Raw genomic sequence first — 12,527 nt, 5'->3', positions numbered from 1 at the left:
CGGTGACGGGCACGACCCGTCCGCCGCCGGCCGAGGCAGACGTCCGGCCGTGGAGGAGGAGCCTGTTGGCCACGAGAACGCAGCAGCGGAACCCGCAGAAGGCACGCCAGAACGGCAACGGGGCCCGTCGCAAGAAGCACGACGACGACACCGGACTGATGCCCGTGCTCGCCAAGGCGGTGCGCGAGGTCGAGAACGCCGTGCAGCGACGGCGCGTCACCGCGTCGACCCGCGCCACCTTCCAGGCCGTCGGCCTGCTGGTGCGCGAGGAGCGCGCCCGCGTCAAGACCGACCCCGACCTGACCGAGCCGCAGCGCGCCGACCAGCTCAAGCGTCTCGACGGCGTCGCCACCATCCTGGCCAAGACCGCGACGCGTGAGCCTGCGCTGCTCATGCTGCTCACCGACGACGCCGAGATCTCCAGCTCCACCCTCGCCCTCAAGCGTGAGCTGATGGCAGCGGCCGGACTCGAGCTGGCCGTCGAGCCGCCCGCCGCCACCGCCGAGCTGCGGGTCGACCGCTCTGTGGTCCCCCGCTCGGTCGTGGCGCGCCAGCTCGCCAACCCCTTCATGCCTCCGGAGTTCTCGCCCGAGCCGCCGCCCCGCACCGGGCCGAGCCGGCTCGCCACGTGGGAGCTCATCGGCCCCCTGCTGTCGTCCTTCGAGCGGGCCGCCGCCGGGGCGCCCGCCTGCATGGAGCTCCCCGAGCCCCTGCCGCTGAACCACCGCGGTCCCGACCTCATGCGCCACCAGGCGCAGCTCGTGTCGGCCGCCGCCGAGGGCCACCGCACCTTCCTGCTCGCCGACGAGCCCGGCCTCGGCAAGACTGCGCAGTCCCTGCTCGCCGCGCACGCAGCGCAGGCGTACCCGCTGCTCGTCGTCGTGCCGAACGTCGTCAAGGCGAACTGGGCGCGCGAGGTCGGGCTCTGGACGCCGCAGCGTGCCGTCACGGTCGTGCACGGCAACGGTGACGACATCGACGCGTTCGCGGACATCGTCGTCGTCAACTACGAGATCCTCGACCGCCACGCCGGCTGGCTCGGCGACCTCGGCTTCCGCGGCATGGTGCTCGACGAGGCGCACTTCATCAAGAACACGTCGTCGCAGCGTTCGCGCCACGTGCTGCGCATCGCCGACCGCATCCGCAGCCGCACTGCGCGGCCGCTGATGATGGCGCTCACGGGCACCCCGCTCATCAACGACGTCGAGGACTTCCGCGCCATCTGGCAGTTCCTCGGCTGGATCGACGAGAAGAAGCCGCTTCCCGAGCTGATGCACCGGCTCGACGAGACCGGCCTGACGCCGCTCGACCCCGGCTTCTTCCCCGCCGCCCGGCAGGCCGTCATCGACATGGGCATCGTCCGTCGTCGCAAGATCGACGTCGCCGCCGACATCCCCGCCCGCCGCATCGCCGACATGCCCGTCGAGCTCGACGGCGAGGCCGGCCGCTCCATCCGGGCCGCCGAGGCCGAGCTCGCACGCCGGCTCGTCGCCCGCTACGACCGGGCGGCCGCCGCCCGGGTCGAGGCCGGGCACCCGGTGGCCGACGTGCTCGACGTCGACCTGGTGCGCAAGGTCGCGGCGTGGGAGCGCGAGGAGGCCAACGAGTCGACCGGCGAGAACGTGTTCTCCATGGTGCGTCGCATCGGCCAGGCCAAGGCCGGCCTGGCCGCCGACTACACCGCCCAGCTGGCGCGCAGCGTCGGCAAGGTCGTGTTCTTCGCGAAGCACCTCGACGTCATGGACGCCGCGCAGAAGGCGTTCGAGGAGCGCGGCATCGGCTACTCGACCATCCGCGGCGACCAGACCGCCGCCGCGCGCGCGAAGGCGATCGACGCGTTCCAGAACGACCCGGACACGCAGATCATCGTCTGCTCGCTGACCGCGGCCGGTGTCGGCATCAACCTGCAGGTGGCGTCGAACGTCGTCCTCGCGGAGCTGTCGTGGACCGACGCCGAGCAGATGCAGGCGATCGACCGCGTGCACCGCATCGGTCAGGAGGAGCCGGTCACCGCGTGGCGCATCATCGCCTCGCAGACGATCGACACGCGCATCGTGGAGCTCATCGACAGCAAGGCCGGGCTCGCCGCCCGCGCCCTCGACGGTGAGGACACCGAGGTCGACGTCACCGACGTCCAGCTCGAGGCCCTCGTCGGCATCCTGTCGGACTCGCTCCGCTCGCGCCGCCGCTGACCCCGCTCCACCTGCGCGTTTGCGTGGGGCCCCACGCAAACGTGCGAGAACGACGCACGGTTGCGTTGGGGGGAGCCGGTTTGGGTGGGGCCCCACGCAAACCGGCACGCGTGGTCGGGTCGGTGCGGACGCTCGATCAGCGCTGGGCGGTCACGCCGCGGGGCACGTCGGGGACGTCGCCGGGCCAGTCGCCCAGCCGTTCGCGAGCGGGTGAGCCGTCGTCCGTGCGGACGTTGACCAGGCTGAACGAGGTCTGTCCCGGTACCGGCTCACCGTGCTCCACCCACCCGGCCTCGGTCGCTGCCGCATCCACGTCGAACTCGGGGCCGTCGCCGGTGTCGACGCTGACCGTGATCTGCGTGTTCGGCAGGTACCCGGTGCGCACCGACCACACCGACTCCATCAGGAAGGTGACCAGTGCGGGCCCGTCGACGATCCGGTACCCCGGCGCGACCGTGACCCGGACGTCGTAGCCGGTGTTGCCCTTGATGTTCGGCGGCCCGCCTCCGTCGACGTCGATCGACAGCCCGGGGATGCTCGCGATCGCAGCCTGCGCCTGGCGCAGCGTCTGCCCGCCCGACGCCGCGTCGTGCGGGATGTCGTAGCGAGGGCCGTGCGGAGCGCCGCAGCCTGCGAGCGCGAGGAGGACGGCGACGGCCGCGACGTGACGTCTCGTCCTCGAGCCTGCGTGCGTCGTCGTCGCGGTGCCCATGCGGGAGATCCTGGCATCTCGGGGGTCTCGCGACGGCGGGGGCCTCAGGGGTCTCGGCTCGTTGGTGCGCTGCCTCAGTGGGTCTGTGCTTGCTGGTGCGCTGCCGCGGGAGGCTCGTGCTCGCTGGTGCGCTGCCTCGGCTGGCGCTGTGTCTGGTCTCCGAAAGGGCCTCGACCGGGCGGCTCCCATCCGCGCTGGTCTGGGGTCTCGGGCTGCGGGTTGGTGCTGGGGGTGGATGCAAGATTCTGCGTTCGTGTGTCGAAGGGGCAAGGATGCTGCGTTTGCTACGGGATCCCGTCACCAACGCAGAAGCGTTCGGTCTTGCGCGCGTGAAGGCAGAATCTTGGGCGCACTGTGGGGTGGGGGGACGCACGATTCTTCCTTCGCGTGGACCGCTCCACGGGAAGGAAGAATCCTTCCGCCGTGACGCCCACCATCGGTGGATCCTCAACCGCAGAAGCGGTCCTGCGGTTGCAAATCCACCGATGGAGCGCGCCAACGCAGCACCTTGGCCCGAGAACGCAGAAACGAAGAATCTTGCGTCATGGCCGGGCTCAGCCGGACCCGGAGACCCGAAGCCAGCCCCAGGCCCGCTGCCCGGTCGAGGCCCCTTGCGGAGACCAGACACAGCGAACGCCGAGGCAGCGCACCGACGAGCCGAGACCCCTGTCAGGACAACGCGCGGTCCAGGTTGATGGCGGCGCTGATGAGGGACAGGTGCGTGAACGCCTGGGGGAAGTTGCCGAGCTGGTCGCCGGTGGCGCCGATCTGCTCGGCGTAGAGGCCCAGGTGGTTGGCGTAGGTGAACATCTTCTCGAGCGCGACCTCGGCCTCGCGCAGGCGTCCGGCGCGGGTGAGGGCCTCGACGTACCAGAACGAGCAGAGGCTGAAGGTGCCCTCGCCGTCGCCCACCCCGTCGCCGTCGGCATCGGCGTCCTCGATGCCGTCGGGGGCGGCGTGGACGTCGTAGCGGAAGACGAGGCTGTCGGCCACGAGCTGCTCCTCGACCGCGGCCAGGGTGGACAGGAAGCGCGGGTCGACGGGCGAGCAGAACTTCACCATGGGCATCAGCAGCACGCCCGCGTCGAGCACCGGGTCGGCGTCGGGGTCGGCGTCCGGGTCGGCCTCCGCCATGAGGAAGGTCTCGTGGTGGGGGTCCCAGTGGTCGCTGAGGATCCGCTCGTGGATCTCGTCACGCACCCGCGACCAGGCGCCGACGTCGCCGGGCAGCCCGCGACGCCGTGCCATGCGGATCATCCGCTCCACCGCGACCCAGCACATCAGCCGGCTGGTCGTGTGGGGCCGCACGTCGCCGCGAATCTCCCACATGCCGGCGTCGTCGGCGTCCCAGTGCTCGAGCAGCCAGTCCAGCACCCGCCGCAGGTCGTTCCACGCGTCGTGGCTGATGCCCGGTCCGTACTTGTCGAACAGGTAGACGGCGTCGATGACCTCGCCGTAGATGTCGAGCTGGAGCTGGTCGACGGCGGCGTTCCCGACGCGCACCGGGCGTGAGTCGCGGTAGCCGGACAGGTGGTCGAGCTCGTGCTCGTCGGTGGGGGCGGCTCCGTCGATGTCGTACAGCACCCGCAGCGGCCCGAGCTCGGCCTCGTCCTCGCGCTCCTCGCCGAGCCGCTCCGACAGCCAGCGGGTGAACGCGTTCGCCTCCGACGTGAACCCGAGGCGCAGCAGCGCGTACAGGCTGAAGCCGGCGTCGCGGATCCACACGTAGCGGTAGTCCCAGTTGCGGGTGCCGCCGATCGTCTCCGGCAGGCTCGTCGTGGGGGCGGCGACGATCGCGCCGCTCGGCTCGTGCGTGAGCAGCTTGAGGGTGATCGCGGAGCGGTGCACCGTCTCCCGCCAGCGTCCGGCGTACGTCGACTGCGAGAGCCACGAACGCCAGAACTGCGACGTCGCCTCGAACAGCGCCGACGTGTCCGTGTCGTCGCAGCCGTCAGTGGGGGCGTCGGCGTCCGGGTCGAGCACCTCCAGCACGAACAGGGCCCGCTCGCCCTCCTCGAGGGTGAACTCGGCGGTCACCTCGTCGCCGTCGACGTCGAGGGGGACCGTGGCACCGAACGCCATGCGCACGCCCGGGTCGTCCCCGCGGCCCTTGCAGGTGAGGGAGACGCCGTGGCCCGAGGTGACGTCGAGCGTCTCGAGGTCGGGGGTCGTGCGTCCGTAGTGGGGGCGGGCGGCCACCCGGGTGCGGACCACGGAGCGTCCGCGCACGGCCACCACGCGCCGCACGAGGCGCTGCCGGTGCTCGGGGTCCTCCGCACGGAGCACGGGCATGAAGTCGTGCACCTCGACGACGCCGTCGTCGGTGAGGAAGCGGGTGGCGAGGACGGCGGTGTCGGGGAAGTAGAACTGCTGCGACCGCACCGAGCCGTCGACCGGCGCGAGCTCCCAGGCGCCACCGCGCTCGTCATCGAGCACCGACGCGAAGACGCTGGGGGCGTCGAAGCGACCGGGGCAGAACCAGCCGATGGTCCCGTCGGTGCCGACGAGCGCGGCCGTGCGCAGGTCACCGACCAGGCCGTGGTCGGAGATCGGCAGCGGCCCCGACGTCGGACACGGTGGGGATCCTGTCATCGCAGGTGCCAGCCGCGCTCGCCTGCGAGGTCGAGCGCGGCCTGCGGGCCCCACGAGCCCTTCTCGTAGGTCTGCACCGGGGGCGGGTCGTCCAGCACGGGCGTGATGACCTGCCACAGCCGGTCGACCTCGTCGCTGCGGGTGAACAGGGTCTGGTCGCCGTGCATGACGTCCAGCAGCAGCCGCTCGTACGCCTCCAGGGGGCGGTGCTCGGCGTCGTCCTCGGGGAGCGTGAAGGTGGCCGACGCGCGCGTGAGCTCGAACGTGGGTCCGGGACGCTTCACGTGCAGCGCGGCGGTCACCTCGGGTGCCTCGCCGAGCTCGAGGACGAGGCGGTCGTCGCCGTCCTGACGCTCGTCGAACAGCGGCTCCGGAGCGCGGAAGAACAGGGTGGCGGTGCGCCGGGTCGCCGCCATCGCCTTGCCGGTGCGCAGCAGGAAGGGCACGCCACGCCAGCGGTCGTTGTCGACGTGGACCCGCACCGCCACGAACGTCTCGACCTCGGAGTCGTCGTCGACGCCGTCCTCGTCGCGGTAGCCCGCGTACTGCCCGCGCACGACGTCCTCGACGCGCAGCGGACGCACGTCGGCGAACACCGCGGCCTTCGCGTCGCGCAGGTGGTCGGCGTCGATGCTCTCGGGGCGCTCCATCGCGAGGAAGCCGAGCACCTGCGACAGGTGCGTCGAGACCATGTCGCGCAGGGCTCCCGTGGCCTCGTAGAAGCTGCCGCGGCCCTCGATCGTGAGCTCCTCGGGGACGTCGATCTGCACGGCGCAGACGTGCTCGGCGTCCCACGACGGCTCGAGCAGGCCGTTCGCGAAGCGCAGCGCGAGCACGTTCTGCACGGCCTCCTTGCCGAGGAAGTGGTCGATGCGGAACACGCTGTCCTCACCGGCGACCTCGTCGAGCGTCGCCTGCAACGAGCGCGACGACTCCAGGTCGGTGCCGAACGGCTTCTCCACGACGATGCGGGCGCCGTCGGCGATGCCCTCGGCGCCGAGCATGCGGATCATCGGCTCCATCGCGGCGGGCGGCACGGAGAGGTACACGAGGCGGCGTGCGTCGTCGCCCAGCTCGGACTCGGCGTCGCGCACGGCAGCGGCGAGGTCGCTGCCGTCGTCGGCGTCGGAGGTCTGGAAGCTGGTGCGCGACACGAGCTGCTCGGCGACGTCGACGTCGAGGTCGTCGACGAACTCCTTGAGCCCGTCCATCACCTGCTCGCGGAAGTCCTTCTTCGGCTCGTGGCGCCCGGAGCCGATGACGCGGTAGTCGGCGGGCAGCCGGTCGGCGAGCGCCAGCCGGTAGAGGCCGGGGAACAGCTTGCGCTTGGCGAGGTCACCGGTCGCGCCGAACAGCACGACGACCTGGGGAGGAAGGGAGGAGGAGCTCACGACACGTCCTGGCGTCAGGGGAACGGGGTCACGTTCCACGCTAGGAGCGACCGCGCGGGACCGCATGCCGACTGGACGTGACGTGCTCGTGCGGCGGACGCCCGTGCCGGTGGTCGCGGTCAGGAGGGCGCGGGACGGTGGGTCGCGACGGGCTCGACGTCGTCGGCGGTCTTGTCGGTGCGCAGGCCACGCCACACGGGATGGCGCAGGTGGCCGGAGTCGGTCCAGCCCGCCGCGGTGACCTCGCCGACGAGGTCGGGCTCGGTCCACACCGCCTCGCGTGCGACGTCGCGGGGCGTCTCGACGGTCGGCTGCTCCCGGCGCAGCGGCTCGAGCCGTCGCGCGAGGTCGCCGAGCGTGCGCTCGTCGAAGCCGGTGCCCACACGGCCGGCGTAGCGCAGGGCCCCGGTCTCGTCCGGCACCGCCACGAGCAGCGACCCGATCCCACCGGTGCGGCCGCCCCGCCCTGGCCGCCACCCGACCACGACCACCTCGACGTGGTCCTCGAGCTTGAGCTTCACCCAGTGGGCGGAGCGGCTGCCGGGCCGGTAGCGGCTGCTCCGGCGCTTCGCGACCACGCCCTCGAGCCCCAGCTGCCGGCTCGACGCGAGGGCGGCGTCGAGGTCGCCCTCGAAGGCGGCGGGCACGTCGACCGTGTCGGCGTCGTCGAGGTCGAGACCCTCGAGCAGCTCGCGGCGCTGGACGTACGGCAGTCCGGTCACGTCGGACCCGCCCAGCCTCAGCAGGTCGAAGGCGACGTACCGCACCGGCACGGCCTTGCGTGCCGAGGCGACGTCGCGCGGTCGGACGAGCCCGATCCGCTGCTGGATGCGCCCGAAGGACGGCGCACCGTCGTCGTCGAGCGCGACGACCTCGCCGTCGACCACGGCGTCGTCGAGGTGCAGCCCGGCGAGGGACTCGGCGACCTCCGGGTAGGTCGCCGTCACGTCCTTCCCGCTGCGTCCGACGAGCCGCACGGACGCGCCGTCGCACGTCGCCACCACGCGCACGCCGTCCCACTTCATCTCGAACGCCCAGGCGTCGGCGTCGCGGTGCGGGTCGAGACCGTCGGGCCGGCTCGCGAGCATCGGTGCGACCGTGGGCAGGAGGTCGACGGCCGTCCCCTCCGGCTCGTCGGCCTCGGCGTCCGTGGCCGGTGCATCCTCCGCCGGAGGGTCAGGGACCGCCGCAGGGTCCATGCGGTGCATCAGCCAGTTCTCGCCCGTGCGGATGAGGGCGAACCGCACGCTGCCGCCCAGGCCACCCCCCTCCGACCCGTGCAGCACGGCGATGACCTCGCCCTCCTTCCACTTCTCCAGCGTGTAGGTGCCGTGGTCCCAGATGCTGACCTGCCCCGCGCCGTACTCGCCCTTCGGGATCGTCCCCTCGAATGCCGCGTACTCCATCGGGTGGTCCTCGGTCGGGACGGCGAGGTGGTTGCGGCCCGGGTCGGTCGGCGGGCCCTTCGGCACGGCCCACGACACGAGCACGCCCTCGCGCTCCAGCCTCACGTCGTAGTGCAGGCGCGTCGCGTGGTGCTCCTGGACGACGAAGACCGGGTCGTCGCCGCGCTCCGTCGGCGCCTCGGCCGGCACCGGCTCGGGGGTGCGGGACGCGTCGCGCATCGAGCGGTAGACCGTCAGCCGGTCGGGTGCGGCCGCGGGCGCCTCGTCGCCCGACGTCGATTGCGGGTCCAGACCCTCGAGCGGGTCGTCGTCGCGCTCCAGCACCTCCTCCATCGTCAGGTGACGCAGGTCGGGCCCCAGCTCGTCCCACGTCCGTGGCGCGGCGACGAACGGCCCCTCACCCTCGGCCGCCGCGCGGCCCCTCAGGGAGTAGGGCGCGATCGTCGTCTTCGCCTGGTTGTTCTGGCTCCAGTCGACGAGCACGCGACCCTCGCGCAGGGACTTCTTCATCGACGAGACCACCAGGTCGGGCAGCTCGTCCTGCAACGCCGCCGCCACCTGCCTCGCGAAGGCGTTGACGTAGTCGGCGTCGTGCTCGCCGCCGAGGTGTGCGTACAGGTGCAGACCCTTGCTGCCGCTCGTCACTGGGAACGCCTCGAGGCCGACGTCGGCCAGCAGCTCGCGCGCGGCGTGCGCCACCTCCACGCACTCCGCCAGCCCCGTCCCGGGGCCGGGGTCGAGGTCGAGCACCAGGCGGTCCGGGTGACGCGGCGTGCCGTCGGCCTCCACCCGCCACTGCGGCACGTGCAGCTCAAGCGCCGCCACCTGACCCAGCCACGCCAGCGCCGCCGGCCCGTCGACGAGCGGGTACACGTTCACGTGGCTCTTGTGGCGCACCACGACCCGGCGCACCCAGTCGGGCGCGGAGTCCGGCAGGTTCTTCTCGAAGAACACCTCTGATTCCTTCTCCGCCCGTGGCCCGGAACCCCCGCCGGTGCCTCCGTCCGCCCGTGGCCCGGAACCCCCGCCGGTGCCCTGACCGACCCCGTCCGGCCAGCGCTTGCGGGTGACCGGCCGGCCGGAGGCGTGCGGGAGCAGCCGGTCGGCGACCGCGACGTAGTACGAGATCACCTCGGCCTTGGTGGTGCCCGACGCCGGGTACAGCACCTTGTCAGGGTTCGTCAGACGCAGCCGACGCCCGTCGATCGTGACGGTCTGGCTGCTCGACGAACCGCGGCTGGGCATGCCGCCGGGTCAGGCCTTCTTGCGGGCGCGCGGCTTCGACGCCGCACTGCCGCCCTGGCCGCGACGCTCCTTGCTGCGCTCGACGCTGCGCTTGAGCGCCTCCATCAGGTCGACCACCTCGGCGTCGTCGCCCTCGTCGTCGCTCGTGCCGAACGTGGCCGCCGTGTCGATCGTGTCGCCCTGCTCGAGCTTGGCCTCCACGAGGGTGCGCAGCTGCTCCTGGTAGTCGTCGGTGAACTGCGACGCGTCGAAGTCCGCCGCGAGCGAGTCGACCAGCTGCGAGGCCATGTCGCGCTCCTTCGCGCTGATGCGGGGCACGGTCTCGAGCACGTCGAAGTCGGCGGTGCGCACCTCGTCGTCCCAGAGCATCGTCTGCAGCAGCAGCGTCTTGTCGCGCACGCGCAGCACGGCCAGGCGCGACTTCTGTCGCAGCGCGAACCGCACCACCGCGCTGCGGTCGGTGTCCTCCAGCGCCCGGCGCAGCAGCGTGTAGGGCTTGATCGCCGTCTTGTCGGGCTCGAGGAAGTAGGCCTTGTCGAGGCGGATCGGGTCGATCTGCTGGGCCGGGACGAACTCCAGCACCTCGATCTCCTTCGCCGACTCCGCGGGCAACGACGCCAGGTCGTCGGCCGTCAGCACCACCGTGTTCTCGCCGTCGTCGTAGGCCTTGGCGATGTCCTCGTAGGCCACGACCTCGCCGCAGACCTCGCACCGGCGCTGGTAGCGGATGCGTCCGCCGTCCTCCGCGTGCACCTGGTGCAGCGACACGTCGTGGCTCTCGGTGGCGCTGTAGACGCGCACCGGCACGTTGACCAGGCCGAAGCTGATCGAACCCTTCCAGAGCGAACGCATGGGATCAGTGTTCCGTAGAGGAAGGTCCGCGGCCACTCCATGACGCACGACGGGCCGGGACCCGAAGGTCCCGGCCCGTGCGAGCGGTGGTGCAGGCGGCTGCTACTTGGTGCCCGGCGCGTCGACGGAGTCGAGCGAGTCGGCGGGCGCAGCCGGCTTCGGGGCCGGCGGCGGGGGCGTGGCCGGCTGGTACGGCGGCGGGGGCGGCGTCTGCTTGCCCTTGAGCGTCGCGAACGCGGCGGCGCCCGCACCGAGCAGCAGGCCGAGGCCCACGACGCGACGCAGACGGCGCTTCTTCTTCGGCTTGACCTCCTCGGGGAGGCGGTCGGCGACGCCCTTGGGGAGGCGGTCGTAGGTCTTCTCGCTCAGCTCGGGCGCGCGGTCGAGCAGGTCGTGCCCGATCTCGGGGAGACGCTCGCGCAGGTCGGCGACACCGGACTGCGCCTTGGCGACGACGGTGTCGCGCACCTCGGGGGCACGGTCGGCGAGCTGCTGGCGGACGCCGTCGGCCTGGGCGATCAGGTCGTCCAGACGGCCCTCGAGGCGCTCCTGGACCTTGTCCCGGACGGTCTTGTTCTTCCTCAGCGACATGCTGGCACGGCTCCTCGGTCGGCGTGGATGCTTCTGCTCACGACACTATCGCCGCGCCCCGAACGACGCACCCTGGCCGTCGGCACGACCGGACATCCGCCCAGGTTTCGCCGTTCGGCGGCGCGAAGGACCCCGTTCTTGCGATCATGGCGGGCGTCGTCGGAGTGCCGTCCAGGGGAGGTCGACGTGCTGCGCAAGGTCGTGGGGCCGGGATGGCCTGCGATGACGTGGGCCACGGTGCTGCTCGCCCTGACCGCCCTGTGCATGCTCGCGCTGACGCTCCTCACGTGGGAGCCGGACAACAACCCGCGCTGGCTGCTGTGGCTCCTGGTGCTCGCGGCGCTCGGCGGACTCGCCTGGACCGTCGTGCGCGGTGCGTTGCTCGAGCCGCGCGACGTGGCGCTGCTGGTGTCGCTCTGCTTCGTCGCACTCGCCGTGCTGACCTGGGGCACCGAGCGCCAGATCGCCGTCCTCGCGAACGGCACGAGCACGCCGACCCTGGCCGTGTTCGCCGTGTGGTTCCTGCCGCTCAGCCTGGCGCGTGTGGTCTCCTACCTCGGCACCGCGCTCTGGGTGCTGGCCGTCGCCACCCACGAAGACCCGCAGATGCTCGGGCCGACGGTCGCCGTGGTCGTGCAGGTGCTGGTGGGCACCGAGGTGCTGGGCCGGCTCCGGGTCCGGCTCGACCGGCTCGCCCGCACCGACCAGCTCACCGGCGCCCTGAACCGGTGGGGCGTGCAGGGCGTGGTCGACGCCCACCTCGCCCGTCGTCGCCGGCTGGGCACGCCCTTGACCGTCCTCGCGCTCGACGTCGACGACCTGCGCGCGGTCAACACGCTCGGAGGGCACGCGGCGGGCGACCGGCTGCTCACGTCGGTCGTCGAGCACCTGCGGGCCGGGCTGCGGGAGGGCGACGTGCTCGGCCGGCTCGGCGGCGACGAGTTCCTCGTCGTCATGCCGGGAGCCGACCACGGCGTCGCCGACGTCGTCGCGCGGCGTCTGCAGGTGGGCGCGCCCGCGTCGTGGTCGTGCGGGGTGGCGCAGGCGCGTGCCGACGACGACGTCGCGTCGCTGCTGGCGCGTGCCGACGACCGGATGTACGCGCAGAAGCAGCGACGTCGGCCGGGGTCGGATCAGACCTGAGTGACGCCCGGTGCCGGGTCGGGGTCGTCAGCGACCGACGTGAGCAGCCCGCGACGCTCCGCCGAGGTCTCGAACCAGATGGTGAAGAAGGGCGGGATGGACGCCGCGAGGGCCAGTGCGAGGGTCTTGAGGTTCCAGCGGAACGTCGACCACGCCAGGACGGCGAGCGAGCAGTAGGCGAGGAAGAGGACGCCGTGGATCGGGCCGACGATCGGCACGCCACCCTCAAGACCGGTGTGCGGATCGTCCTGCACGACCCACTTGAAGAACATCGCGACGAGGAGCGCGCCCCACGACACGGCCTCCGCGAAGGCGAAGATGCGGAACCAGCGCCGCACGGACCGGGCCCGGTCGTGAGGCTGGGGGACGGTCTCGGGGGCCGCAGGATCGGTCACGCCCCACA

General features: G+C 72.2%; 9 protein-coding genes. 2 read left to right on the top strand and 7 right to left on the bottom strand.

What is annotated here, in order from left to right; all coding sequences use genetic code 11:
- Positions 1 to 65: 65 nt before the first annotated feature.
- Positions 66 to 2,192, top strand: a complete 2,127-nt coding sequence (locus AC3WRM_RS10765; protein ID WP_492249131.1) for a DEAD/DEAH box helicase — start codon at positions 66 to 68, stop codon at positions 2,190 to 2,192.
- Positions 2,193 to 2,328: 136 nt separating this feature from the next.
- On the opposite strand, the gene AC3WRM_RS10760 is transcribed toward AC3WRM_RS10765, so the two are convergent.
- The 6 genes from AC3WRM_RS10760 to AC3WRM_RS10735 all read right to left on the bottom strand — a co-directional run bounded on the left by AC3WRM_RS10760 (position 2,329) and on the right by AC3WRM_RS10735 (position 10,981).
- Complete coding sequence (locus AC3WRM_RS10760) at positions 2,329 to 2,904, bottom strand: hypothetical protein (protein ID WP_492249132.1); 576 nt, start codon at positions 2,902 to 2,904, stop codon at positions 2,329 to 2,331.
- 669 nt (positions 2,905 to 3,573) lie between these two features.
- Complete coding sequence (locus tag AC3WRM_RS10755) at positions 3,574 to 5,496, bottom strand: glycoside hydrolase family 15 protein (protein ID WP_492249133.1); 1,923 nt, start codon at positions 5,494 to 5,496, stop codon at positions 3,574 to 3,576.
- Positions 5,493 to 6,887 carry a glucose-6-phosphate dehydrogenase gene (gene zwf, locus AC3WRM_RS10750; RefSeq protein ID WP_492249134.1) on the bottom strand — a complete coding sequence of 465 codons (1,395 nt, stop codon included), beginning with the start codon at positions 6,885 to 6,887 and terminating at the stop codon, positions 5,493 to 5,495. The genes AC3WRM_RS10755 and zwf overlap by 4 nt, the downstream gene beginning before the upstream one ends.
- 119 nt (positions 6,888 to 7,006) lie before the next feature.
- Positions 7,007 to 9,538: an ATP-dependent DNA ligase gene (locus AC3WRM_RS10745; protein ID WP_492249135.1), complete on the bottom strand. Its 2,532-nt coding sequence runs from the start codon at positions 9,536 to 9,538 to the stop codon at positions 7,007 to 7,009.
- 9 nt (positions 9,539 to 9,547) lie between these two features.
- On the bottom strand, positions 9,548 to 10,390 hold the full coding sequence (ku, locus tag AC3WRM_RS10740) for a non-homologous end joining protein Ku (RefSeq protein ID WP_492249136.1): 843 nt from the start codon (positions 10,388 to 10,390) through the stop codon (positions 9,548 to 9,550).
- Between the two features lie 102 nt (positions 10,391 to 10,492).
- The gene (locus tag AC3WRM_RS10735; protein ID WP_492249137.1) at positions 10,493 to 10,981 is read right to left on the bottom strand and encodes a hypothetical protein; all 489 of its coding nucleotides are present in this window, start codon (positions 10,979 to 10,981) and stop codon (positions 10,493 to 10,495) included.
- Between the two features lie 222 nt (positions 10,982 to 11,203).
- Between AC3WRM_RS10735 and AC3WRM_RS10730 the strand changes: the two genes are divergently transcribed.
- On the top strand, positions 11,204 to 12,124 hold the full coding sequence (locus tag AC3WRM_RS10730) for a GGDEF domain-containing protein (protein WP_492249138.1): 921 nt from the start codon (positions 11,204 to 11,206) through the stop codon (positions 12,122 to 12,124).
- Here AC3WRM_RS10730 and AC3WRM_RS10725 read toward each other — a convergent pair.
- Complete coding sequence (locus AC3WRM_RS10725) at positions 12,115 to 12,519, bottom strand: DUF3817 domain-containing protein (RefSeq protein WP_492249139.1); 405 nt, start codon at positions 12,517 to 12,519, stop codon at positions 12,115 to 12,117. The two genes, AC3WRM_RS10730 and AC3WRM_RS10725, sit on opposite strands and share 10 nt — an antisense overlap.
- Positions 12,520 to 12,527 lie beyond the last annotated feature (8 nt).

This window comes from Aeromicrobium sp. EU05-FHT14F07, assembly GCF_058790455.1.
Note: the sequence above shows the minus strand (reverse complement) of the source record. Positions and strands in the feature narration are given on the sequence as shown.

Coding starts and splice junctions, on each gene's coding strand:
- AC3WRM_RS10760 (WP_492249132.1), bottom strand. CDS start 2,904: ATGGGCACCGCGACGACGACGCACGCAGGCTCGAGGACGAGACGTCAC.
- AC3WRM_RS10755 (WP_492249133.1), bottom strand. CDS start 5,496: ATGACAGGATCCCCACCGTGTCCGACGTCGGGGCCGCTGCCGATCTCC.
- AC3WRM_RS10745 (WP_492249135.1), bottom strand. CDS start 9,538: ATGCCCAGCCGCGGTTCGTCGAGCAGCCAGACCGTCACGATCGACGGG.
- ku (WP_492249136.1), bottom strand. CDS start 10,390: ATGCGTTCGCTCTGGAAGGGTTCGATCAGCTTCGGCCTGGTCAACGTG.
- AC3WRM_RS10735 (WP_492249137.1), bottom strand. CDS start 10,981: ATGTCGCTGAGGAAGAACAAGACCGTCCGGGACAAGGTCCAGGAGCGC.
- AC3WRM_RS10730 (WP_492249138.1), top strand. CDS start 11,204: ATGACGTGGGCCACGGTGCTGCTCGCCCTGACCGCCCTGTGCATGCTC.